General features: G+C 64.8%; 21 protein-coding genes. 8 read left to right on the top strand and 13 right to left on the bottom strand.

The features are described from left to right. Positions 1-5 precede the first annotated feature (5 nt). The 5 genes from FIV09_RS15090 to FIV09_RS15070 form a co-directional block, all read right to left on the bottom strand. Positions 6-1175 (bottom strand): M20 aminoacylase family protein, encoded by a 1170-nt coding sequence (locus tag FIV09_RS15090; protein WP_152451140.1) that lies wholly within the window; start codon positions 1173-1175, stop codon positions 6-8. Then, positions 1172-2857, bottom strand: a complete 1686-nt coding sequence (locus FIV09_RS15085) for an ABC transporter ATP-binding protein (protein ID WP_152451139.1) — start codon at positions 2855-2857, stop codon at positions 1172-1174. The genes FIV09_RS15090 and FIV09_RS15085 overlap by 4 nt, the downstream gene beginning before the upstream one ends. A gap of 1 nt (position 2858) precedes the next feature. Then, entirely contained in the window at positions 2859-3746 is an 888-nt protein-coding gene (locus FIV09_RS15080; RefSeq protein ID WP_152451137.1) for an ABC transporter permease, read from the bottom strand. After that, entirely contained in the window at positions 3746-4687 is a 942-nt protein-coding gene (locus FIV09_RS15075) for an ABC transporter permease (protein WP_152451135.1), read from the bottom strand. Before FIV09_RS15075 ends, FIV09_RS15080 begins: the two co-directional genes overlap by 1 nt. Positions 4688-4802: 115 nt before the next feature. Next, positions 4803-6398 (bottom strand): ABC transporter substrate-binding protein, encoded by a 1596-nt coding sequence (locus tag FIV09_RS15070; protein WP_152451133.1) that lies wholly within the window; start codon positions 6396-6398, stop codon positions 4803-4805. Between FIV09_RS15070 and FIV09_RS15065 the strand changes: the two genes are divergently transcribed. From FIV09_RS15065 to FIV09_RS15055, 3 genes are all read left to right on the top strand, one after another. Continuing rightward, entirely contained in the window at positions 6397-6780 is a 384-nt protein-coding gene (locus tag FIV09_RS15065) for a hypothetical protein (RefSeq protein ID WP_152451132.1), read from the top strand. The genes FIV09_RS15070 and FIV09_RS15065 overlap by 2 nt on opposite strands. Before the next feature lie 8 nt (positions 6781-6788). Beyond that, positions 6789-7601, top strand: a complete 813-nt coding sequence (locus FIV09_RS15060; protein WP_152451130.1) for an IclR family transcriptional regulator — start codon at positions 6789-6791, stop codon at positions 7599-7601. 94 nt (positions 7602-7695) lie between these two features. Then, the gene (locus FIV09_RS15055) at positions 7696-8658 is read left to right on the top strand and encodes a Gfo/Idh/MocA family protein (protein ID WP_152451128.1); all 963 of its coding nucleotides are present in this window, start codon (positions 7696-7698) and stop codon (positions 8656-8658) included. 125 nt (positions 8659-8783) lie between these two features. Here FIV09_RS15055 and FIV09_RS15050 read toward each other — a convergent pair whose 3' ends face one another. From FIV09_RS15050 to FIV09_RS15015, 8 genes are all read right to left on the bottom strand, one after another. Next, positions 8784-11093 (bottom strand): Tex family protein, encoded by a 2310-nt coding sequence (locus tag FIV09_RS15050; RefSeq protein ID WP_152451127.1) that lies wholly within the window; start codon positions 11091-11093, stop codon positions 8784-8786. Positions 11094-11218: 125 nt separating this feature from the next. Beyond that, positions 11219-12682, bottom strand: a complete 1464-nt coding sequence (locus FIV09_RS15045) for a mannitol dehydrogenase family protein (RefSeq protein ID WP_152452647.1) — start codon at positions 12680-12682, stop codon at positions 11219-11221. A gap of 17 nt (positions 12683-12699) precedes the next feature. Further along, positions 12700-13473: an L-iditol 2-dehydrogenase gene (locus FIV09_RS15040; protein ID WP_152451125.1), complete on the bottom strand. Its 774-nt coding sequence runs from the start codon at positions 13471-13473 to the stop codon at positions 12700-12702. Continuing rightward, positions 13470-14474, bottom strand: a complete 1005-nt coding sequence (locus FIV09_RS15035) for an ABC transporter ATP-binding protein (protein ID WP_152451124.1) — start codon at positions 14472-14474, stop codon at positions 13470-13472. The genes FIV09_RS15040 and FIV09_RS15035 overlap by 4 nt, the downstream gene beginning before the upstream one ends. Before the next feature lie 91 nt (positions 14475-14565). Further along, a complete protein-coding gene (locus tag FIV09_RS15030; RefSeq protein WP_152451122.1) occupies positions 14566-15396 on the bottom strand; it encodes a carbohydrate ABC transporter permease in 831 nt (276 codons plus the stop codon). A gap of 13 nt (positions 15397-15409) precedes the next feature. Further along, positions 15410-16276 (bottom strand): carbohydrate ABC transporter permease, encoded by an 867-nt coding sequence (locus FIV09_RS15025; protein WP_152451121.1) that lies wholly within the window; start codon positions 16274-16276, stop codon positions 15410-15412. A gap of 115 nt (positions 16277-16391) precedes the next feature. Then, complete coding sequence (locus FIV09_RS15020) at positions 16392-17708, bottom strand: sugar ABC transporter substrate-binding protein (protein ID WP_152451119.1); 1317 nt, start codon at positions 17706-17708, stop codon at positions 16392-16394. A gap of 128 nt (positions 17709-17836) precedes the next feature. Continuing rightward, positions 17837-18871: a LacI family DNA-binding transcriptional regulator gene (locus tag FIV09_RS15015; RefSeq protein WP_152451117.1), complete on the bottom strand. Its 1035-nt coding sequence runs from the start codon at positions 18869-18871 to the stop codon at positions 17837-17839. A gap of 204 nt (positions 18872-19075) precedes the next feature. Here FIV09_RS15015 and FIV09_RS15010 point away from each other — a divergent pair, with 204 nt between their 5' ends. The 5 genes from FIV09_RS15010 to FIV09_RS14990 all read left to right on the top strand — a co-directional run bounded on the left by FIV09_RS15010 (position 19076) and on the right by FIV09_RS14990 (position 25229). Then, positions 19076-21325, top strand: a complete 2250-nt coding sequence (locus FIV09_RS15010; RefSeq protein ID WP_152451115.1) for an ATP-binding protein — start codon at positions 19076-19078, stop codon at positions 21323-21325. Continuing rightward, entirely contained in the window at positions 21322-21996 is a 675-nt protein-coding gene (locus tag FIV09_RS15005) for a biliverdin-producing heme oxygenase (protein WP_152451113.1), read from the top strand. Before FIV09_RS15010 ends, FIV09_RS15005 begins: the two co-directional genes overlap by 4 nt. Positions 21997-22448: 452 nt before the next feature. Beyond that, complete coding sequence (locus tag FIV09_RS15000; protein ID WP_152451111.1) at positions 22449-23597, top strand: lipopolysaccharide assembly protein LapB; 1149 nt, start codon at positions 22449-22451, stop codon at positions 23595-23597. Between the two features lie 13 nt (positions 23598-23610). Next, positions 23611-24465 (top strand): sulfatase-like hydrolase/transferase, encoded by an 855-nt coding sequence (locus FIV09_RS14995; RefSeq protein ID WP_152451109.1) that lies wholly within the window; start codon positions 23611-23613, stop codon positions 24463-24465. 44 nt (positions 24466-24509) lie between these two features. Next, positions 24510-25229: a hypothetical protein gene (locus FIV09_RS14990; RefSeq protein WP_152451107.1), complete on the top strand. Its 720-nt coding sequence runs from the start codon at positions 24510-24512 to the stop codon at positions 25227-25229. Positions 25230-25261: the final 32 nt, after the last annotated feature.

Genomic DNA, 25261 nt, shown 5'->3' with positions numbered 1-25261 from the left:
AGGGATCAGGCGTCGTGCTTCAGGCGGGTCTCGACGATCCGCGCATAGACCGAGGCGCCGATGGGCAGGATCTCGTCATCGAGCACGAAGGACGGGTTGTGCAGCGGCACGTTGCCCGCATGGCCGACCCGGCAATAGGCTCCGGGCACGACGTGCAGCATGTCGGCGAAATCCTCCGAGCCGGTCATCTGGTCGTCGATCTCGAAGGAATTGTCCTGGCCCACGATATCCTGAGCCGCGGCCACATAGGCTTTCGACAGGTCCGGATCGTTCATCAGTACGTCGAAGACGTTGCGCAGATCGGCCGTGATTTCGACGCCGTAGGCCTGCGAGAGGCCCGCGCACAGCTCGCGGATACGCGTCTCGGCAAGGTCCGCGACCTCCTGGTGAAAATAGCGGATCGTGCCCGCGATGGTCGCGTCATCCGGGACGACGTTATAGGCCGAGCCCGCGTTGAACTTCGTCACCGACAGGACGATGGGTTTTGTCGGTGGAGTATTGCGGCTGACCACGCTTTGCAGCTGCTGGATCAGCGCGGTGCCGATCACGATGGGATCGCGGGACTGGTGCGGCATCGCGGCGTGGCTGCCGGTGCCTTTCACCTTGATGTCAAAAAAGGTGGCCCCCGCCATGGCGGGGCCGGGCGTCACGGTCACGATGCCCGGATCGGTGTTGGGATCGTTGTGCATCCCGTAGATCTCGTCGCAGGGGAATTTCTCGAAGAGGCCTTCGGCGATCATGCGCCGCGCGCCGCCAAGGCCTTCTTCCGCGGGTTGGAAGATCAGCACGACGGAGCCCGCGAAATCGCGCGTGGCAGCCAGATAGCGCGCGGCCCCCAGCAGCATGGTCGTATGCCCGTCATGACCGCAGGCATGCATCCGGCCGGGATTGGTCGAGGCGTAAGGCACGCCCGAGGCTTCCTCGATCGGCAGGGCATCCATGTCGGCACGCAGTCCCACGCGGCGGTTGCCCTCGCCCTTGCCCTTTATGATCCCGATCACGCCGGTGCCACCGAGGCCCTCATGCACCTCGTCCACGCCATAATCGCGCAGCTTCTGGGCCACGATCCCGGAGGTGCGCGTCTCCTCGAAGCCCAACTCGGGATGGGCGTGAAAATCGTGCCGGATCGCGGTCAGGTCGTCGGCGAATTGCGCGATTTCGGGGATGATACTCATGGCGTGGCTCCTTGCGTCAGCGGCGCGCCATCGAGCGCGCGGAAATTGGCGAAGTCCCAGGACCGGCCGGGCGCGGCCTCGATCAGGGAGCGGGTGTAGTCGTGTTTGGGGTGCAGCAGGACTTCATCGGCGGGGCCGTCCTCGACCACGCGGCCCTTCTGCATGACCAGCACCTCGTCGCAGATCTGTGCGGCGACCCGCAGGTCGTGGGTGATGAACAAAAGCGCGATCCCGAACTGCTTCTGCACATCCGCGAGAAGGTCCAGCACCTGCGCCTGCACGCTCACATCGAGCGCCGACACGGCTTCGTCCGCGACCAGAAGATCGGGCTTCATGGCAACCGCGCGGGCGATGGCGATGCGCTGCCGCTGCCCGCCCGAGAATTGGTGCGGATAGCGGTCGAGCGCGTCGCGCGGCAGCTCCACCAGCTCCATCAGCTCGGCGGCGGTCTTCATTGCTTCCGCCTTTGGTGTGCCGAAATTTATGGGCCCCTCGCAGAGGCTGCGCGCCACGGTCCAGCGCGGATTGAGCGACCGGTAGGGATCCTGGAACACGATCTGCAGCGACTTCCTGTGTGGCTGCAATGCGCGCCGTCCCAACGTCGAGATCTCCTTGCCCGAGACGGTGATCTGCCCGCTGGTGGGATCGATAAGCCGCATGATGCAGCGCGCCACCGTGGATTTGCCCGAGCCGCTTTCGCCGACGATGCCTAGCGTGCGGCCCGGCGCGATGGAGAAGCGCGCGTCCTGCACCGCGTGCACTTCCTTGGTTTTGCGGAAGATGCCCGAGCCGCCATAGGTCATGTTCAGATTTACGACGTCGAGCACCGGCTTTGCCGCGTCGCTGTCCCGGCGCATGCGCGGGGCGAGGCTCGGCACGGCGGTCAGCAGCTTGCGGGTATAGGGCTCCTTCGGGTCGGTCAGCAATTGCCGGATCGGCGCACGTTCGACGATCTGGCCCTTCTGCATGACGCTGACCGTATCGGCGATCTCGGCCACCACGCCCATATCGTGCGTGATGAACAGCACCGCGGTGCCGTGACGCTCCTGCATCTCGGCGATCAGTTTGAGGATCTGCAACTGCGTCGTCACATCGAGCGCGGTGGTCGGCTCATCGGCGATCAGGAGATCGGGATCGAGCACGAGCGCCATGGCGATCATGATGCGCTGGCGCTGTCCGCCGGACAATTGGTGCGGGAAGGCATGGTAGATGCGTTCGACATCCGGCAGATGCACCTGGTCCATGATGTCGAGAACGCGGGCCTTGGCCTCCGCGCCCGACAGGTCCGTGTGCATGGCCAGCACTTCCTCGATCTGCTCCCCCACGCGCAGGACCGGGTTCAGCGCGGTCATCGGCTCCTGGAAGATCATCGCGATGCGCTGCGCGCGCAGCTCGCGCATCTGCGCGGGCGTGGCGGCGGTGATCTCGAACCCTTCGAGGTCGATGAGCCCGCCCTGCACCTCGAGCGCGTCCTTGGGCAGAAGTCCCATCACCGCAAGCGAAGTCACCGACTTGCCCGATCCGCTTTCGCCCACGAGGCAATGCGTCTCGCCTGCGCGGATATCGAGGTCGATCTCGTTCAGAACCGGCGCTGCATCGGGACGACCCGCAAGGCCGACCTTCAGTTTGCGGATCTTCAGGACGCGCGTCGCATCCGTGAAATCCTTCGACTTGAACTGCATCTCAGCCCTCTCGTTTCTTCATGCGGGGGTCCAGAATGTCGCGGGCCGCATCCCCCAGCAGGTTGATCGACAGGATGCAGAGCGACAGCAGGAGGCCGGGCCAGAAGATCAGGCCGGGCTTGATCTGGAAGTAGAGCCGTCCCTCGGCCATGATATTGCCCCAGGTCGGGATCTCGGTGGAGACGCCCGCGCCGAGGAAGCTCAGAAGCGCCTCGATCAGGATCGCGGAGGCGCAGATATAGGTGCCCTGCACGATGAGCGGCGCAAAGGTGTTGGGCATCAGGTGTTGAAAGAGGATCTTCGGCATCGGTGAGCCGAGCGCGATGGCGGCCTCCACGTAAGGCTCCTCGCGCGCCGATAGCACCACGGAGCGCACCAGCCGCACCACGCGCGGCACTTCCGGGATGGTGATCGCGATGATTACGGATCCGAGGCTCGGCCCGTTCAGTGCCACGAGCGCAATCGCCAGCAGGATCGCGGGGATCGCCATCAGGCTGTCCATGATGCGCATGATGATCGCGTCGGCCATGCGGAAAAAGCCCGCCACAAGCCCGATGATCAGCCCGAGTGCGACGCTGACCACCGCAGCGCCCACGCCGATCAAGAGCGACACGCGTCCGCCCGTCATCACCCGGCTGAAGATGTCGCGCCCGAAAGGATCGGTCCCCAGCGGATGCGCCTCGGACGGGCCTTGCAGCCGCGACAAGGCCTGCATCTCGAGCGGATCGTAGGGCACGTAAAGCGGTGCCGCGAGCGAGGCCACGACGATGACGAACAGGATCAGCGCCGCGATGATCGGCCCGCCGCCAAGGCGCGCGCCGCGGGGCAGTGAAATGAACCGTGTCAGCGCGGAAAAGGCGCTGCCGGTGGATCGGGTCGTATCGGTCATCAGTACCGGATCCTCGGATCAAAGAAGGAATAGGAGATGTCGACGAGCAGGTTCACCACCACGTAGATGCCCGCCGTGAGCAGGATCATCGCCTGGATCACCGGGTAGTCGCGCGCGAGGATTGCATCGACCGTCAGCCGCCCGATGCCGGGGATGTTGAACACGCTCTCGGTGACCACCACGCCCGAGATCAGCAGCGCGAAGCCGGTGCCGATGATCGTCAGGATCGGCACGGCGGCATTGCGCAGGGCATGGCGGAACAGCACGACGTTCTCGCGCACGCCCTTGGCGCGGGCGGTGCGGATGTAATCCTCGCCCAGCACTTCGAGCATCGAGGCGCGGGTCATGCGGGCAATGAGCGCGATGTAGATCGTGGCCAGGGTTAGCGACGGCATGATCGCGCGCACGAAGAACTCGCCGAAATCCTCACCGGGCGCGACATAGCCCTGCACTGGCACCCAGCGCAGCTCGATCGCGAAGATCTGGATCAGGATGTAGCCGATCACGAAGACCGGAACGGAAAACCCGAGCACCGAGAAGGACATCACCATGAAGTCCACCCAGGTGCGATGCCGCCAGGCGGCGATGACCCCCATCGGCACGGCCAGAGCCACCGAGATGGCGATGGTCATCAGCGCGATGTTGATCGTGGGCCCGATCCGGTTGCCGATCATCGACGAGACCGCGGTGTTGGAAATGAGCGAGGTGCCGAGATCGCCCTGCAGAAGCTGTCCGGCCCAAGTGAAGAACTGGATATAAAGCGGATCGTTCAGGCCGAGCCGGTCGCGGATACGCTCAAGCTGGTCCGGGGTCGCCGCATCGCCTGCGAGGATCGCCGCCGGATCGCCGGGCGTCAGACGCAGCAACAGGAAGACGAAGACGGCGACAATCGCCATGACCGGGATCGTCGCCAGCAGCCGTTTGAGGATATAGCCGAGCATAAAGGGGATCTCCGTAGGGACGGGGCTGCGTGTCGGTGAGACAGATCGGCGATGGGTGCGATCCGCAGATAGGGAAGGGGCGCACGATACCCGCGCGCCCCTCGTCAGGCAGAGATTACTCCGACGTCTTTTCCATGTTCCAGAAGACCGGCACCGGCGACGGGATCATGTTCTCGATCGTGGTGCGGCGTGCCTGCGGGATCAGGTATTCGCCCATCATGATGTAGTTCACGTTGTCCATGACATGCGCCTGGATATCGACGGCGATGGCCTTCTGCTCCTCGGGCGTGGTGGCCTTCACGAAGGCCGCGCGCATCTCCTCGATCTCCGGATCGTCCGGCCAGCCGAACCAGGCGTCATCGCCGCGGCCATTGACCATCACGTTGATCAGCGGATCGGAGACTTCCGGCACCATCCAGTTGGTGAAGAACATGTTCCAGCCGCCATCCTCGATGGTGTTCTGCTGGGCGCGACGCTGAACGACGGATTGCCAGTCCATCGACTGCATGTCGACTTCGAAACCCGCCTCGCGCAGGGCCTGTGCCGCGACGACCGGCTGGTTCATCAGGCTGACCACGTCCGTCGGCGCCATCAGCACGATGGGCGTGCCGTCATAGCCTGCCTCTTCCAGCTTGGCCTGTGCCGCTTCGATATCGGCGCCGCCCGTCACCGGCTCGGAGCCCGTTTCGTCACCGAGTGGGGTCGCGCAACCGAAGATGGCACCGCAGACATTGTAGTATTCCGGGTTGCCCTGCATCGTCGCCAGCATGTTCTCCTGGCTCAGCGCATCCATCGCCGCCTGACGGATCAGCTTGTTGTCGAACGGAGGATGCAGGTGGTTCGGGCGGCCAATGGTGACGTAACCCAACGGGTCGCGCATCTCGACGGCGACATCGGGGCTCGATTCCAGGATCGGCAACAGGTCTATGGAGAGCTGCTCGATATAGTCGATCTCGCCTGCGACCAGCGCGTTGATGGCGGTCAGGTTGTCCGGCATGGTGGTCCAGACGACGCGGTCGACCTTGACCTCCTTCGGGCCCGCCATCCACGACACTTCGCCGTCGCGGGGCACGTAGTCGTCGAACTTCTCATAGGTAACCGACACGCCAGGCTCGTATTCTCCCTCGTTGAAGACGAAGGGGCCGGAGCCCACGTATTCGGTGATGGTTTCCGAGGGCGGCGTCTCGGCCACGCGCGCGGGCATGATGAAGGGCGGCACCGCCGATTGCTTCGAGATCACGTCCATCAGCGGCGGAAACGGCTCCGACAGGGTCCAGACGATGGTGCTGTCATCGGGCGCCTCGAGGCTTTCGGTCACGTCGAAGATCAGCTGACCGCCGGAATCGCGATCACCCCAGCGGGTCAGCGACGCCACGACATCCGCCCCGGTCACCGGCGCGCCGTCGTGGAACATCAGCCCGTCGCGCAGCGTGAAGGTATAGACCAGCCCGTCCTCGGAGATTTCCCAGTCAGCCATCTGCGGCTGCGGGGTGAAGTCCGCGTCCACCGCCGTCAGCACGTCATAGATCATGTAGCCGTGGTTGCGGGTGATGTGCGCGGTGGTGATGACCGGGTCCAGCACGCGCAGGCCCGAATGCATCACGGCCGTGATGGTGACCTCGTCTTCCTGCGCGAAGGCCGGTGACAAGGCCGTGGTGCCGGCCATGAGGCCAGCGGCGAGCCAATGGGTATTCGATCTGAGTGTCTTCATGGACGTTTCCCTGTTTGTCTTTCGCGTCTGTTCATTGATCTCCGACAAGGCCGTCACCTTGCCCGATTGCGCAGGCGGGGCGCCTGCACTGTCCCCGGCGGAAGGCCGCCGGAAGTCACATGGCTTTGCCGCCTGTCGCGCGCGACCTGCGGCCATCCCCGGCATCCCGGACTGCTCCGAGAGCCGAATCAGCTTGGCGAAAGTCGGGTCTGATCCCCGCATTCCCCCGGCTGTTGGTGCACCCCTGAATCTTGAGCGATTTCTGCCAGTTGCGGCGGGGCTTTTTTTGGTTTCCGGCCTGCTTTTCCTTGTGTATCGGCAGGCGATACTTTTATATCGTACTGCGATCATCGACCAATTCGGGACGCAACGTCAACAATGAGGACTGCGATGCGGGAAGTTTTCAGAGCCGATCCGATTGCCCCGCCCAATAAAGAGGCAGAGGAGAACGACCCGCTTTTCGTGCGCGCCGCGGCCCGGGCGATGCATGTTCTGGCGGCGTTCAACCATGCCAGCGGTCCGCTGTCGCTCAGTGACATCGCGAGCCGCGCAGGCATGGATCGCTCGGCGGCGCAGCGGATCACCCATACCTTGATGACGCTGGGCTATCTCCGGCGCGGCCCCAACGACCGGGGGTACCTTCCGGGCGTCCGGCTGCTCGACCGGACGCTGGATGTCCTTCGCCTCGATCCGGTGGTGCAGAAGGCGACGCCGGTGCTGCTGGAGTTGCGCAAGACGGTGCGCGAACGGGTCGATCTGAGCCTCTTCGACGACGCGCGGCTGATCTATGCGCTCCGGATGCAAAGCAAGCGCGAGACCTTCTTCGCCACGCTGGTCGGGCACAGCGTCCCGGTCTTCTGCACCGCAGGCGGACGCGCGGTCCTGTCCGCGCTACCCGATGACCGCGTGGCAGAGATCCTCGATCGCGCGCCCCTGACCGCCTATACCGGCCAGACCCTGACCGACGCCGCCGCCATCAAGGCCGAGATCGAGGCTGCCCGAAATGACGGCTTCGCGGTGGTCACTGACGAATTCATCCAGGGCGAGATCGCGATCGGCGTGGCCATCGCGCGCGAGCCGGGCCAACCTCTCGGCGCGATCCACGTGGCGGGATCGCTCGCGGAATGGTCGCGCGAGGCCTTCGTGGCCCAGATCGCGCCACTGGCCATCGAGGCCGCCACAGCCATCACCGAAAGCCTGTGACAGCGGGGGCGTGCGCAAGGGCGCCGGACCTGATGGCCGACGGGATCGCGCCCCGCCAAGGCGGGCAGAGGCAAGAACAATCGAGGAGCGACAAATGACGACAAGGACGGCAATCATCGGGTTGGGCATCATGGGCCGCCGCATGCTGGAGAATATGGTCCGGCATGAAAGCTACAGCCCGGTCACGCTGTGGGATCCGGATCCTGCGGCCTGCCGGGCGGCGCAGGACCTCGCCCCGGAGGCCGTTCTGTCGGGCAGCGCCGAGGCCGCGATGGAGGGGGCGGAGCTGGTCTATCTCGGCTGTCCGCCCGCTCCGCGAAAGGCCTATGCGCTGGCGGCGGCAGAGGCCGGGAAGGCGGTCTTTCTGGAAAAGCCGCTTGGCGTCGATCTCGGGGAAAGCGAGGATCTCGTCACGCGCCTCGAGGGTTTCGGCGTCCCGGCGGCGGTCAACTTCGTTCAGGCGTCCGGGGAGGCGCTGGCGGATGTCACCGCCGCCGCCCGGGCGGGCGATATGGGCGATCTGGTCGGGGCGGAGATCGTCCTGACCTATGGCGCCTGGCCCCGTGCCTGGCAGCAGGCGGCGGATTGGCTGCGCTTGCGCGAGGAGGGCGGCATGACCCGCGAGGTCGTGTCGCATTTCCTGTTCTTCACGGAGCGCGTGCTGGGTCCGTTATCCGTGGTCTGGGCGAAGCCCGCATATCCCGCCGAACCCACCTTGTGCGAAACGCATTTGGCCGCGCGCCTTGAGGCGGCGGATGGCCTTCCGGTGACCCTGTTGGCCAGCGTGGGCGGAGCACTGCCCGACCGGCAGGAGCTGACCATCAAGGGCACGCGGACCACTCGGCGGATCACCGATTTCTACATCGACGCGGTGTCCGATGGTGGCGCGTTCGCCGAGACGAAGCCTCGCCCGGAGGATCCCCGCGCGACCAGCCTCAAGGCCCAGCTCGATGAGCTGCAGCTTTGCATGGCGGGTCGTCCTCACCGGCTGGCCACCCCGCGCGAGGCGCTGCGGGTTCAGCGATTGGTCGAGACGATGCTGCAAGGCGTGGGCTGACTGTCCGCGGGGCGGGGAAGGCGATCCTGCCCAGGCGGGCAGGGCGCACCCCGTAACCATGACCGCCGCGCATCACGCCGCGCTCGGGACGTCTTAGCCCGCTCATTGACGCAGGCGCGCTACGGTCACTTCCGCTTCAGGACCGCCGACAGCGCATCGCCAAGCGCGCCCTGTGATGCGGGCTTTCCCTGCACCGGCACTTTGCCGGACCGCGCCTTGCCGCCCTTCGATGCGCCCTTGGCCGCGGGCTTCGGGCCGGGACCGGCCCCCTTGCCGCCATCCTTGCGCATGCTCAGCCCGATCCGTTTGCGCGGGATATCCACCTCCGTGACCCGCACCCGCACGACATCGCCCGCCTTCACCACCTCATGGGGATCTTTCACGAAGCGATCCGCAAGCTGGCTGACATGGACGAGCCCGTCCTGATGCACGCCGATATCGACGAAGGCGCCGAAGGCCGCGACATTGGTGACGGTGCCTTCCAACGACATGCCAGGCTTGAGGTCCTTTATATCCTCGACCCCGTCGGCGAAGGCGGCTGTCTTGAACTCGGGCCGGGGATCGCGGCCGGGTTTGCCCAGCTCTTCGAGGATGTCCTCCACCGTGGGCAGGCCGAAGCGGTCATCCACGAAATCCTGCGCGCGGAGCCCGCGCAGCGCCTCGGGCGCGCCCATGATCGCGCGGATATCGCGCCCGCAGGCATCCACGATGCGGCGCGCGACATCATAGGCTTCGGGATGGACGGAGGAGGCGTCGAGCGGCTCCTTGCCCTCGGGGATACGCAGGAAGCCCGCGCATTGCTCGAACGCGCGCGGACCGAGGCCCGGCACTTTCAATAGCGCCTTGCGCGTGGCGAATGCGCCATGCGTGTCGCGATGGGCGACGATCGCGGCCGCGACCGAGCCGCTGAGCCCCGCGATATGCGACAGAAGCGGCGCTGAGGCCATGTTGAGGTCCACGCCCACGGCGTTGACGGCATCCTCCACCACCCCTTCGAGCGCCTGCGCCAGACGCCGCTGATCGACGTCGTGCTGGTACTGGCCGACCCCGATGCTTTCGGGCGGCACCTTGACCAGCTCCGCCAGCGGGTCCTGCAGGCGGCGCGCGATGCTGACAGCGCCGCGCAGGCTCACGTCGAGGTCGGGAAATTCCCGCGCCGCGAGTTCCGAGGCGGAATAGACGCTGGCCCCGGCCTCGGAGACCACGACCTTGGTGGGTTTCGGCCCGTCGATCATCTTCAGCGTGTCCGCGACCATGCGCTCCGTCTCGCGGCTGGCGGTTCCGTTGCCGATGGCGATGAGAGCGATGCCGTGGCGCTTCACGGCCTGGGCGATCCAGGATTGCGCGCCGCGCAGGTCCATCCGGGGCTGGAACGGATAAAGCGTCGCGGTCTCCACCAGCTTGCCCGTGGCATCGACGATGGCTGCCTTCACGCCCGTGCGGATACCGGGATCGAGGCCGAGCGTCGCCTTGTTGCCCGCAGGCGCCGCCAGCAGCAGATCGCGCAGGTTCCGGGCGAAGACCGCTATGGCTTCCTCATGGGCGCGGCGGCGCAACTCGCTCATCAGATCGACATACATGGTCAGCGACAGCTTCACCCGCCAGGTCCAGGCGGCGGCATCGCGCAGCCAGGCCGTGCCCGGCCCGTCGTCCCGCATCCCGATCGCGGCGCAGACGATGCCCTGGGCGCGTTCCGCCCCGGTTTCGGGCTCGGGCGCGATATCCACGGTGACGATCTCTTCCTTGGCCGCGCGCAAGATGGCCAGCGCCCGGTGCGCGGGGATCGTCGACCAGGCTTCCGTATGGTCGAAATAATCCGAGAACTTGACGCCTGCCTCCTCCTTGCCGGGGACGACGCGGGCGCTGACGCGCGCTTCGGCCTTCATGAAATCGCGCAGACGGCCCAGCAGCGTCGCGTTCTCCGACAGCTCCTCGGCGAGAATGTCGCGCGCGCCCTCGAGCGCCTTGGCCGCCGTCTCGACCGCCTCGCCGGTATAGGCCTCGGCCAAACTGTGCGGATCGGCCTGACGGTTGGCCTCGATCGCGCGGAGGAGCGGCTCAAGGCCGTTTTCCCGGGCAATCATCGCCTTGGTGCGGCGCTTGGGCTTGAAGGGCAGGTAGATGTCTTCGAGCGTGGCCTTGGTCTCCGCCCCGGCAATCGTCCGGGCCAGATCGTCGGTCAGCTTGCCCTGTCCGCGGATCGATTCGAGGATCGCCGCGCGGCGCTTTTCCATGTCGCGCAGGTAGGTCAGCCGGTCGCTCAGCGTCCGCAGCTGCGTGTCGTCGAGCCCGCCCGTGGCCTCCTTCCGGTAACGCGCGATGAAGGGCACGGTGGCCCCGTCATCGAGAAGGGCCACCGCCGCGGCGACCTGCTTGTCGCTGGCGGAAATCTCGGTGGCGATGGTGCGGGCAATGCGGCTGGCGGTCTGGTCCAAGGGGGCCTCCTCTACGTCGGATCACCCGTCTATCCAAGCCCTGCGAGAGCGCCAAGACCCCAGTTGCACGCGCCGCCTGTGGCACGGCCCGATCGGTGGGAATGCGCCTTCGGGGGACGGGACGATCAGCCGGTATAGCGCTCAAGCACCGCCGTGCAGCCGTCTTTCCACAGGGCCGCGAGATGCGCCTCGAACGCGTCCGCGAAGGCCCGCGCTTCACCGAGCGTGCCGTAATATTGCTGCTGGGCGAGCCAGATGCCCGGCGCCTCGCGCGCGGCAAGTGCTGCGGCCTGCAGGTCGGTCCAATCGGGATCGTTGGGTTCGATCACGGAGCCATCGGCGCGCGTTCCGGCGCACATCCGCGCCCAGAGCGCCTCGACGAGGGCGAGCCCCTTCACCGACGTTCCTGCCGCCACCGCGTCGCGCACGGTCGGCAGAACGAAGCCCGGATGCCGCGAGCCGCCATCGAAGGCCACGCGGCGTACCGTGTCGCGGATTTCGGGGTTGGCGAAGCGTCCGATGATCAGATCGATATAAGCCTCGGGCGTCATGCCCGGCACCGCATCCACATGGGGCGCGACTTCCTCGGTCAGCACCTTGCGGAAGAAGGGCGCGATCTGCGGATGGGCCATGCAGCCCGCGATGGTCTCGACGCCCAGGATTTCGCCCGCATTGGACAGCACCTGATGCCCCGCATTCAGAAGCCGCAGCTTCATCGATTCGTAGCTATGCACGTCGTGGGTGAGCGTGGCGCCCGCCTCTTCCCAGGGCGGACGGCCCGCGCAGAAAACATCCTCGACCACCCATTGGCGGAAGGGTTCATGCGTGACGGGGGCGGCATCGTCGATCCCCAGCGACTGCGCGCGGGCGATCTCGTTCGGGCCGGTCGCGGGCACGATGCAATCCACCATGGAATTGGGGAAGGTCACATGCGCGTCGATCCAGTCGGCCAGATCGGCATCCGAGGCGCGCGCGAGCGACAGCACCGTGTCGCGCACGATATCGCCGTTGCCCTGCAGGTTGTCGCAGCTTTGCACCGTGAAGGGCCCGTGCCCGCCTGCGCGGCGCGCGGCGAGGGCTGCGATGATGGCGCCGAACGCCGTGCGCGGGCTTTGCGGATTGGCCCCATCATGCAGCATGTCGGGGTGGGACGCGGCGAAACTGCCATCGGAGGCATCCCGATAATACCCGCCTTCGGTCACGGTCAGCGACACGATGCGGATCGCCGGATCGGACATGGCGGCAACGAGCGGCGCGTTATCTTCGGCGATGGGCAGGAAGTCGATCATGCTCCCCGTGACCTCGGCGCGGATGCCGGTCGGGTCGAGCTCGATGAGCGTCGTCAGGCAATCCTGCGACAGAAGTTTGTCGCGCATCGCGGCGTCGGGTGCGCGCACGCCCGCACCGATGATTGCCCAGTCATGCGCCAGACCCGCCTGCATCAGGCGGTGAAGATACCACGCCTGATGCGCGCGGTGGAAATTGCCAAGCCCGATATGCACGATCCCGGCCGTCAGGGCGCCCCGGTCGTAGCGCGGCCGCTCGATCGCTTCGGGCAGATCGGTGAGGGTCTCGTTGCTCAGATGCATCGCGCGCACCTCCATTGTCAGCTCATCCACTGGCCGCCATCCACGTTATAGGTCTGCGACACGATGTAATTTGCCTCGTCCGAGGCCAGGAACACGGCCATGCCGGTCAGATCGCCGGGCACTGCGAAGCGGCCCGCGGGCACACCTGCCTCGACCTCGGCCTTCTTCTGTCCGGGCTTCTTGCCTTCGAGCTTGGCGAACATGCTGTCCACATGCACCCAGTGCTCGCCATCCACGACGCCGGGCGCGATGGCATTCACGTTGATGCCGTGCTTGATCAGGTTCAGCCCCGCCGATTGCGTCATCGAGATCACCGCGGCCTTGGTGGAGCAATAGACCAGCACCAGGGGCTCGCCCCGCCGCCCGGCCTGGCTCGCCATGTTGATGATCTTGCCGCCATGGCCTTGCGCGATCATCTGCCGTGCCGCGGCCTGCATCGTGAAAAGCGTGCCCGCGACGTTCACGGCATAAAGCCGGTCATAGCTGTCGCGGGTGATATCCACTGTCTCGGCGGCATCGAAGAGGGCCGCGTTGTTGATCAGGATGTCGAGCTTGCCCGCCTCGGCCACGACCGCTTTGATCGCGGCGTCGATGGAATCCTGCTGCGTGACGTCGAGGTGCACCGCATAGGCCCCCGCGCCGATCTCGTCAGCGGCGGCGCGGGCGGCATCGAGGTTGATATCCCCGATCGCCACGCGCGCGCCCTCCCGGACGTAGGTCCGCGCGAATTCGCGGCCGATGCCGCGTGCGGCCCCGGTGATCAGCGCGGATTTTCCGTCGAGGCGTTTCATGCGATGCGCAGGCCCTGCGCGTCGAAACGGTGGATCTGGCCTTCTTCGGGCTCCAGATGGATCACGTCGCCATGGCGCAGCCCGACCTCGCCGCCCGCGCGGACGGTGACCGGCTCCTTGATGCCGTCCACATCCACATGGAAGAAGGTGTCGGAGCCCAGATGTTCGGACACGATGATCTTGCCCGAGAAGGTGCCGTCGCTTTCCACGATGCGGAAATGCTCGGGCCGGATGCCGATATGGGTGGCGTTGTGCTTGTCTGCGGGCGCGCCGGGGATGAGGTTCATCTTCGGGCTGCCGATGAAGCCCGCGACGAAGAGGTTGCGCGGATTGCGATAGAGCTCGAGCGGGCTGCCCACCTGTTCGATGTGGCCTGCGCGCAGAACCACGATCTTGTCGGCCATGGTCATGGCTTCGACCTGGTCGTGGGTCACATAGATCATCGTGGTCTTGAGCCGCTCGTGCAGTTCGGAGATTTCGAGCCGCATGCCCACGCGCAACGCCGCGTCGAGGTTCGACAGCGGTTCGTCGAAGAGGAAGGCCGCCGGTTCCCGGACGATGGCCCGGCCGATGGCCACACGCTGACGCTGACCGCCCGAAAGCTGGCCCGGCCGGCGGTCGAGGTAATCGGTGAGGTTCAGCGCATCGGCCGCCTTCTTGATCCGCGCGTCCTGTTCTTCCTGGCTGAGGCCCGCCATCTTCATCGGGAATGCGATGTTCTTGCGCACCGACATGTGCGGATAAAGCGCGTAGCTCTGGAAGACCATTGCGAGGCCCCGCTTGGCGGGCGGAAGGTCCGTGGCGGGCGTGCCGTCGATGTCGATGTCGCCGTCGCTGACATCCTCCAGTCCCGCGATCAGGCGCAGAAGCGTGGACTTGCCGCAGCCCGAGGGGCCGACGAAGACCGTGAATTCACCGTCCTCGATGGTCAGGTCCAGGGGCGGGATGACCTCCACGTCGCCGAAGCGCTTGACCACCTTGTTGAGTGTAATGCGTCCCATGTGATGTTCCTTTCTGCGCTATCGCTTCGCTACTTGAGCGCGATTGCTGTTTTTGCGCTTTCGCGTCGCTCAATGAGCAGGCGCAGGTTGATTACTTGACGGCGCCGAAGGTCAGGCCGCGGACGAGTTGCTTCTGGCTGAACCAGCCAAGGATGAGGATCGGCGCGATGGCCATGGTCGAGGCCGCGCTGAGCTTGGCGAAGAACAGACCCTCGGGGCTGGAATAGCTGGCGATGAAGGCGGTGAGCGGGGCCGCATCGACCGCGGTCAGGTTCAGCGTCCAGAACGCCTCGTTCCAGGCGAGGATGAAGTTCAGAAGGACCGTCGAGGCGATGCCAGGGATCGCCATGGGCGTCAGCACGTAGAGGATCTCGTTGCGCAGGCTCGCCCCGTCCATCCGCGCGGCTTCCAGGATCTCGCCCGGAATTTCGCGGAAGTAGGTGTAGAGCATCCAGACGATGATCGGCAGGTTGATGAGCATCAGGATGATCACCAGTGCCGCGCGGTTGTCGAGAACGCCGAGCTCGATGCAGATCAGGTAGATCGGGTAGAGCACACCGACCGCGGGCAGCATCTTCGTCGAGAGCATCCACAGCAGGATGTCCTTGGTCCGCCGCGAGGGCACGAAGGCCATGGCCCAGGCGGCCGGCACCGCGACGATCACACCCAGAAGCGTGGAGCCGCCCGCGATGATGACCGAATTCCACAGGAACCGCATGTAGTTGGAGCGTTCCTGCACGACCGCGTAATTCTCCAGCGTCCAGTCGAAGAACAGGAAGACGGGCGGATCGGCGATCGCGGTGCCCTCGGTCTTGAACGAGGTCAGGATGGTCCAGAGGATCGGGAAGAAGATCACGAACCCGATGGTCCAGGCGATGGCGGTGTTGATCGCCTTGCGTTGTGATGTGACGGCACGTGCCATGGTCAGTTCCTCCTCACGCGTCCATGTTCTTGCCGACGATGCGCATCAGGAAGATGGCAACGATATTGGCGAGAATGATGGCGTAGACACCGCCGGCAGACCCGAGACCGACATTCTGGCTTTCCAGCACGCGCTGGTAGATCAGGTAGGTCAGGGTCCGGGTCCCGAAGGCCCCGCCGGTGGTCACGAAAATCTCGGCGAAGATCGACAGAAGAAAGATCGTCTGGATCAGCACCACGATGGTGATGGCCCGCGCAAGGTGCGGCAGGATGATGTAGATGAACCGGCTGTGCAGTGGTGCACCGTCCATTTCGGCAGCCTCGAGCTGCTCACTGTCGAGCGACTGGATCGCGGTCAGCAGAATGAGCGTCGCAAAGGGCAGCCATTGCCAGGACACGATCATCACGATGGAGGTGGTCGGCACCTCGGACAGCCAGGCAATCGGATCGGCCCCGAAGAAGCGCCACAGATGCGACAGAAGCCCGTTGGTGGGATCCATGAACATGTTCTTCCACACCAGCGCCGAGACGGTCGGCATGACGAAGAAGGGCGCGATGACGAGGATGCGGACAACGCCCTGGCCCCACATCGGCTGATCGAGAAGCATCGCCAGAAGGATGCCCAGGCACACCGTGATGACGAGAACGCCGCCCACGATCACCAGCGTGGTGATCACCGAGGGCCAGAAGGCGCTCGAGGTGACGAAGCGGACGTAGTTGTCAAAGCCCGTCCAGCCCAGATCGCCGCCCCTCAGGGGCAGGTAGCGCTTGAACGAGAAGTAAAGCGTCATCGTGAGGGGAACCAGCATCCAGCCCAGAAGCAGGATCACGGCTGGGGCCATCATGAAGCGCGCGGCGGATCGGGAATGTTGGGTAGCCATGACGCAAGACCTCTCTGTTCGGGCAAAACGGTCCCGTGAGGAAAAACAACGGTGATACTGGTCACGCTGGGGAAGGGGGGGCGGAAGGCCGCCCACCCCTTGGGAAGTGCCGGGCTTAGTAGCCTGCCGCTTCCAGTTCTTCGGTCATGATGGCCTGACCTTTTTCGAGCGCTTCCTCGATCGACTGCTGACCCGCATAGGCCGCCGAGAATTCCTGGCTCACCTGGCCCCACATGCCGGCCCATTCCGGGATCGCGGCGAACTGGATGCCCGTGTAGGGCACCGGCTCGACGGTCGGGTTGTTGGGGTCGGCTGCATTGATCGAGTCGAGGGTCTTCTGCGCGAAGGGCACTTCTTGATACTCAGCCGTCTCGTAGAGCGAGGTGCGCGCACCCGGGGGCACGTTCGCCCAGCCTTCGTTCTCGGCGACAAGCTCGATGTAGCCCTTCGATGTGGACCACTCGATGAACTGCTTGGCCGCGTCTTCCTGCTCGGTGCCCGCCGGGATGGCGAGGGCCCAGGCCCAGAGCCAGTTGGCCTTCTTGTCGACGCCGTCCTTGTTGGGGGCCAGCGCAAAGCCCACGCTGTCGGCCACTTCGGATTCGTCGGGGTTGGTCACGAAGGAGGCCGCGACGGTCGCGTCGATCCACATGCCGCACTTGCCCTGCTGGAACAGCGACAGGTTCTCGTTGAAGCCGTTCGTGGCGTAGCCGGTCGGGCCGGATTCTTCCATCATCTCGGTGTAGAAGGTGAGCGTTTCGGCCCATGCGTCGCTGTCGAGCTGCGGCTCCCAGTTCTCGTTGACGGGACGCGCGCCGAAGGAATTGGCCATCGTGTTGATGAAGGCACCGCCTTCACCCCAGCCGGCCTTGCCGCGCAGGCAGATGCCGTTGATGTCGGCATCGCGGTCGGTCATCGCCGCAGCCGCTTCGCGGATGAATTCCCAGGTGGGGGCGTCGGGCATTTCGAGGCCCGCTTCTTCCATCATGTCGGTGCGATACATGATCATCGAGGATTCGCCGTAGAACGGTGCCGCGTAGAGCGTGCCGTCATGGCTGAGGCCAGAGCGCATGGCCGGGAGGATATCGTCGACGTCATACTCGTCGGACAGATCGTCCAGCGGGACAAGCCAGCCATTGGCGCCCCAGATCGGCGCTTCGTACATGCCGATCGTGGTGATGTCGAACTGGCCACCCTTGGTGGTGATGTCGGTGGTCACGCGCTGGCGCAGCACGTTCTCTTCAAGCGTGACCCACTCGACATTGATGCCGGTCTGCTCGGTGAAGGTGTCGGTGTAGCCCTGCATGCGGATCATGTCGCCGTTGTTCACGGTGGCGATGGTGATTGTGGGGCTGTGAGATTCAGCGAATGCGCCGGTGGCCGTCAAAAGGCCGAGCGCGGTCGCCGCACGAAGTGCGTTCTTGATGGGCATCCGGATGTCCTCCCTTGGTGAATGCCCATAAATCATGCGTCGATATGTGCCGCGCGGTCAATCAAAAATTTACGCGCGATAAATTTAGGTGCAGGTGCTTGATTTGATTTGCGAAAAGAAATGAGCAATCAGGCGGATTGGCGCAGAACAAGGCGCGCGGGTACCAGCGTTTCGGTCCGTTCGCTGAGTTTTCCATCCGAGAGAATCAATTTCAGAAGCGTTTCGACGGCGAGTCGGGAAACCGATTCGTAGTCATGCGCGGCCGTGGTCAGGGCCGGGCAGGTGTAGCGCGCGAAGGGATGATCGTCGTTCGAGGCGACGCGCAGGTCGCAATCCGGCCCGTGCCCCACCTTCAGCCCCAGATCGTAACAGGCCGACAGGAAGCCGATCGCCAGCCGGTCATTCGAACACAGCACCGTCCTCGTCGGCAGCGCGTCTTCCTGGAGCAGCTTCAGAGCGCCCTGCTTGCCGATCTCCTCGAAGGCCCAGCCGGACCCTTCGGCCTGCAGCACATGCGGCGTCAGGCCAAGCTCCGTCATGACCTTGATGTAGGCGTCGCGGCGGCGGACGGCGTTGGGGTTGGCTGGTTGCGACATCTCGAAGAAGCACGGCGGCTCCCCGGTGCGGCGCAGGTAATCCACCGTCTGCGTGACGAAGCTGGCATTGTCGGAGCCCACGAAGGCCTCGCCCAACCCCTCGATATTGCTGTCGAAAAGGATGGTGGGTACGTCGCGGCAGAAATCCTCGATGATCTTGTGGTCCGAACTGCGCCGTCCAAGCGGCGCCAGCAGAACGCCCGCCGGTTTCATCGCGCGCAGGTTGTCGAGGATCGCGCTTTCGCTCTCGGGTTTGCCGTAGGGACTGAAGAGCGAGGGGTGAAATCCTGCCTCGATGCAACGCTCTTCGATGTTGCGGGCGATTTCCGCGAAGAACGGATCGGACAGATAAGGCACGACGATACCGACCGTCTTGGTCAGTTTCCGGTTCTGGTTCACCGCGTAGATGTTGGGGCGGTAATCATAGGTCTCGAGCGCCGTCTCGATCCGCGCGCGCGTCGAGGCCCGGACGCTGTCGGGGTCGTTGAAGTATTTCGACAGGGTCGGTCGCGAGATGCCGCTCGCCGAGGCGAACTCCTCCATGTTGCGCAGTTTTATGTGGCTCATGCGAGGCTCCGGGACCGAGTATTTTCCCCAGTATTGCCGATTTTTTTACGCGCGCAAATGATTTTCACTCCGCGCGCCACGTCAACTTCTCGCGCAACGCGGCCGCGAATGGAGCGATTCCAGAAGCTTGGCGTGTCTTCGCAAGATTTTAAGCTTTATGGCGTTCCTTGGGCGCGATTGTCCCAGAGAGATCGCGCAACACCGATGAATGCACCCAAATCCCTGTCGGAATTCTTCACCCGGACGGACCTGACCACGCTCGATAATTGCGACCAGGAACAGATACATTTCTCGGGCATGATCCAGAAGCTCGGCGGTTTGATCGCCGTGGATCCCGAAACGAACTTGGTGATCGCCGCGTCCGACAATATCGCCGATTTCCTGGGCGTCCCTGCCGACCGGATGCTGTCCGCCAACCTCTCCGATCTCGATCCGGAGCTTGGCGCCGAAGTGGCGGCGCTCTCCTACGGCACGCAGCTTCTGCATGAGGTCCTGAACTTCACCGTCACGCGCGACGGCGCCATTTTCGACACCGTGACCCATTGCCATGACGGGCTGCGCCTCATCGAGTTTCTGCCGAATTCCATCCCCTCGGCGCGGATCGCGCGCTCGAAGATGCGCCTGGCCACGAAAACGAGCGCGCAGATCATGCACGCGGACAATTTCGACGACGCGATGCGGATCACCGTGGACGCGGTGCGCGAGATCACAGGCTTCGCGCGGGTCAAGATCTACCAGTTCCTGCCCGATTGGTCGGGCAAGACGATCGCGGAGAGCTGTGCGTCCGGCATGCCATCCTATCTCGGGCTGCATTTCCCCGCGGGCGACATCCCGAAGCAGGTGCGCGAGATCATGACCATGGTGCCCTATCGCGCCATCGGCTCCATCTGCGACAATGCGGTGCCGATCCGCACGCTTCATCACCGGGGCAAACCGATTGACCTGACCTGGGCGGTTTCACGGTCCGTCTCGCACATGCATACCGCGTATTTGCGGAACATGGGGGTGGAGGCGACGTTCGGCTGTTCGCTCATGCAACGCGGCGCGCTGTGGGGCCTGATCGCGGCCCATAACGATCAGCCTGGCCTTCTGCCCTTCGACAGTTGGAGCCTCGTGCACGAGGTCGGCACGTCGCTCATGCTGCGGCTCGACCAGCATGAACGCATCCGGACCGCCTCGAAGATCACCGAACTTCGGCGGATCGAGAATGCCTTCGCCTCCGCGCTGCGCAATTCCGGCGATGTGGAGGATGTGGTCGTCACGCTTGTGCCCGTGCTGCAGGATTTCCTCGATGCCGATGGATTCGCGTTTCAATATGGCAGCAATCTGCACCTGTCCGGCCGCACGCCGCCGCCCGATATCATTCGCGACATGATCCAGTGGGCGATGAAGGAGACGGAGACGTCGGACCAGTTCCAAAGCACCGCATTTCACCGCCAGTTCCTCGCCGCCCGCGCACATATCGAAACCGCCTGCGGTGTTCTGATCCAGCCCATAGCCACGCACCGCGTCTGTCAGCTCATGTGGTTTCGCGGGCCGATCACCCAGAAGGTCGCCTGGGCCGGCAAGCCGCACAAAGCGGATGCCGATCCGTCGGGTGGCGATCCCATGGCGCGCCTCATGCCACGGGAATCCTTCGCCAAATGGGAAGAGGCGCACCGCGAGGAAAGCAAACCCTGGCTCGCCCATGAACTCGAAAGCGCGCGGGAGATCTTCAAGGAATTTCTCGATATCCTGATCGCGCAGCTCCTGCTCAAGGATGAAAACACGTCGCTGAAGCGGTTCGCTGCGACCGCTGCCCATGATCTGAAGGCGCCCCTGCGCGGCATCCGGAACGCTCTTGCCTTCATGCATGAAGACGGCTTCGAGCCCGAGGCCGTGCGCGAAAATCACGCGATGGCGGAAACCTACGCCGCGCGCCTGATCGATCTGACGGCGGGATTGCTCGAATTGGAAATGGTGCAGGAGCAAAAGCACAGTTTCTGTGATGTCGATCCTGGCAATGCGGCCCGTGACGCCCGCGCGCTGCTCAATGCGCAGATCGCGGAGGTCTCGGGCGAGGTCGACATCGCGCCGATCGCGATGGTGCGGGGAAATCCGCATCTCCTCGTGCGTCTTTTCCTGAACCTGATCGGCAATTCCCTGAAATATCGCGATCCGGACCGCCCGATCTGTGTGCGCATCATGCCGGTCGCAGGGCCGGACGGGTTCGTCAGTTTCGCGGTTGAAGATACGGGGATCGGCATTCCCGAGCAGTATGCGAAATACATCTTTGAGGCGATGCAGCGACTGCATCCCCAAAGCAAGTTCGAAGGCGCGGGGCTTGGCCTGTCCATTTGCGACCGCATCGTCAAGCGGCATGGCGGGCGCATCTATCTCGATACGGCGTATTCCGGCGGCTCGCGATTTGTCGTCTCCCTGCCCAACCCCGCCCAGGCGGAGCACGCCGCATGAGCGCTGAGCGCGACGACGGCGCGCATGCCGTTCGGACACGGATCGCCGCTGCCACACAGGCCGACCATCACGCGCTGCACGTACATCCCTGGCTGCGTCGCCTGTCTGCGCCGGATCTGACGCTTCGGGAATATTCCGTGCTTCTGCAGGCCTATTGCGCGTTTTTCTCGCGGATTGAGCAGGCCCGGCAGGCGCTCTGCGTTTTCGAGACGCTGTCTTTGGACCGGACACTCGCGGCGCTGCGTGCAGATCTGCGGTGTCTGGCTGTCCCGCTTGAACCCGTGTCCGCAGGCGATCCTGCAACGCCGGATCACCCCCGCGCGGTGCTCGCCGCCCTCTATGTGCTGCACGGGGCGCAATTCGGCGGGCAGGTGCTCCGCGGGAAGGTTGCGGGTGTGCTCCCCGGTGCGCCGCGGCATTTCTTCGGCGGGGCGCAGGACAGACGCCTCTGGGCGACACTTCTGACAGAGCTCGAAAGACATGGTCGGGATGATGCGGGATGCCAGGCCTTGTGTCGCGCGGCCGCTCAGACATTCCGCGATTTCGGGCAGTTTGTGACCGAGCATTGCATCGCCGAATTCAGCGCCTCTCCAATGTTCGGACAATTGCCGCCCATGACCTTTTCAAAGACGCCGCCCGTCATCGGCGAAGAGGCCGGTTCCGGCCGATGAGCTGCGCGTTTCGAAGCCGCAAAGCCCGACGGGAATCTCTGAAACAAACATTCGGCCGCAAACCGCTTCACACGATTCGCCACAACCGGCCCGGACCCGACGACCAACCCGGGCATGAAACCGTCAGAGACCACGGTTCAAGGGGGGATGTGCAACCTCTGGTTTAAGACGCGCGGTGCGCCTGTCCGCCTATCTCGAAGCGACGACTGAACGGGTCACGAAAATGCGCCGACTGCCCGCGATCTAGGCAATCGGGCGCGATGGATATTGATGAAAATCAAGCGCTTGGAAACAATTGCCTCTATATGTGTCATTTGGGTCAGGATTCCCTGACGCGACGTAGTTTAAGTTTACCGCTATGATCGGGGTCGCTATACATTTCACGTCTGTCGCGCTGCTCGGTATTTTTGGGTTGGCCGCATTTTTGCGAGTTTTGATCTTGGGGAGAGATTATGGAAAATCGTCGCTTGGCTCGGGACAACCAAGCTTTGCTGCGGGAGCGCTTCAAAGAGGGGATGGTCGCGCTCAAGCAGAATGATCTCGAAACGGCGGAGCAGATCTTCACCGATCTGCTCGAAGCGGAGCCCGAACTTGCCGTGGGCCATCTCGGTCTGGGCCAGGTCTTCGCCAAGTTCGAGGATCATCAGCGCGCGCTGGAACATTTCCAGGAGGCGCTGGTTCTGAAGCCCGACCTCGTGCCCGCTCAGGTTCTCGGCGCGCAGATGCTGCAGAAGCTGGGCGCTCCAGAAGAGGCGCTCGCGGAGCTTGAAACCGCTGTCGCGCTCGATCCGTCGGCCTCCACCGCCTATCTGCGCATGTCGCGCATCATGGCGGATACGGGCCGCACCGAAGACGCGCTCGGCGTTCTGCGCGATGCGGTTCTGCACAATCCTCAGGACATCCGGCTGCGTCTGTCGCTCGCCTCGGCCCTCGGGCGGGAAGGCGATATCGACGCGGCCAAGGCCGAGTTGGACCGCGTCACCCAGATGAAGCCCGATCTGTGGCTGCCGCATTACCAATTGGGCCGCATGCACATGAAAGCCGGTGAGCTCGAGGATGCGCTGAAGGCGCTCCAGCGCGCCGCAACGCTCGCGCCCGACAAGTCCCCGGTGCACCAGGCGATCGGCGCGGTGCAGGCAAAGATGGAGGAGCACGCCAAGGCGGTGAAGTCCTTCGACCGCGCGGTTGAGCTCAAACCCAACAACCTGCGCGCGACGCTGCGCGCGGCGCAGGCCCGTGCGCGGACGGGCCGTCACGCCGAAGCGCTGGACATGCTGCAGCGGCTTGGCCCGAAAGTGCGTCGCATGGGCTATGTCCAGAAGGTGATGGGCGATGTCTTCCTCGGGATGGAGCGGTACGACGATGCGATCGACACCTACCGCGCCGCGATCCTGAACGCGCAATCCATCGCGGAAAAGGCCCCCGATCTTGTCGCGCTCGCCACCGAGGCCGTGCCGGACGACAAGGCGGCCTTCGCGGTCAAGCTGCGCGACGAGATGAAGGCCCGCATGTCCGAGCTTTCCGGCGAGAACGGGGCTGCGGCCGGAGGCGGTGCGCGACGGTCGCGCCGCGGCGGACGCCAACGCTTGCTCGCCGGCTGAGGGGGGCCACACGATGCCGCGCAACCTTGTCCTCATCACCTATGACAGTTGCCGTTTCGACTCCGTGCTGGCCGCCAAGGCGCCCAACCTGCGAAAGCTGGGCGAGATCGAGAAGCGATATTCCTACGCGTCCTGGACGGCGCCGTCGCATTACACCTTCATGATGGGGCTGGTGCCGCACACCTCGCCGCCCAATGTCTACGCGTCCGAGGTCTACAAGGAAGACTTCGCCAAGTGGTCGGACCGGCTCGAGATCCCCGATCTCGCCTTCGAGACGTTCCTGCCGCAATTGTCGCTTCCGGGCATGCTGCGCCAATACGGCTATCGCACGGTGGGCCGGGTTTCGATGCCGGTTCTGAACCCGCAAACGGTGATCTCGAACGCGTTCGACGATTACAAGCTGATGTCCAACCACAACGATTTCGCGGGCATGATCGACGAGGTCAGCTTTTCGCGCGACCATCCCAGCTTCCATTTCTTCAATCTCGGCGAGACGCATTACCCCTACATGCTTCGGGACGATGCGCTGCCGCATATCTCCGGGCTGCACGGGGTGGCCAAGACGCTGGCGGCAGGCGGGGACGCCGGCGGGCGCGGCGCGGGTGCCATGTCCGTTGAGGAATTTTTCAGCGACGACGTGATGCGCGGCCTGCATGAGCAGCAGATCCGCTGCGTCGAATATCTCGATGGGTTGCTGGACGCACTTTACGACAAGGCGCCGTCGAACACGTGGTTCATGATCATGGGTGATCATGGCGAGGCATTCGGCGAGCAGGGATATTTCGGCCATGGCCCGGTCATGCACGAGAAGGTTTTCGAGGTGCCATTCGTGGAGGGGCCGCGGCCCCGCAAGGCACGACTGATTTAGACAGCGCTGCCAGGTGGGGCGGCACATTACGAAAGAGGGACAGGATGGCGGATTCAGAAAGTGACAAGCGGCGCGAAGCGTTGCAGCGGCTTCGGGAACGGCGCGGCGCCGGCGAGGGGCCGCGGCAGTTTCTGGGCCAGGGCGGTGCCGGTGGCGGAGCGGGCGCCGGTGCTGGCGGCGCGGGCGGCGGCGGCAAGCTGCGCGAACTCCTGAAAGCTCGTGCGGGCGGTGGCGCGGGCGGCGGTCTGGGTGGTGGACTGGGCGGCGGCGCGGGCCTCGGTGGCGGCGCGGCCGGTGCAGGCGGTGGCGGCAAGCTCCGTGAAATCCTCCAGGCACGGGCCGCAGGCGGCGGTGCAGGGGCCGGGCAGGGCGCAGGCGGTGCCGCGGGGCGGCGCGGCGGTCTTGGTGGCGGCTTGGGCGGCGGGGCCGGTGCGGGTGCCGCAGGCGGCGGCGACCGTCCTCTTCTGCGCAAGCTGATGCAGCAACGCGCAGGTGGCGGTGCTGCGGGCGGTGCCGGTCTTGGTGCCGGCCTCGGTGGCGGCCTGGGCGGCGGTGCCCGTGCAGGCGGCGGCGCGGCTGCAAACCGTGACCCCGACAAGCTGCGCCAGGTTCTGGAAGAGCGGATAGAGAAGTTGCAGGCGCGCATCGACGCGCTCGAAGCCGGATCGGGCACGCCCGATGACGGGATCGAGGATGCCGAGACCATCGACATCGCGGAGACCGCACCGCCGCCCGCAGCCTCGAAAGGCAAAACCACGACCTGACCTAGGAGCCCGGATCTGTGCGATCCCGTCGC

It is taken from the genome of Roseivivax sp. THAF197b, from assembly GCF_009363255.1.
In the GTDB taxonomy this organism is placed as follows: Bacteria; Pseudomonadota; Alphaproteobacteria; order Rhodobacterales; family Rhodobacteraceae; genus Roseivivax.
The sequence above is the reverse complement of the archived record's forward strand: the minus strand, read 5'-3'. Positions and strand labels throughout refer to the sequence as shown.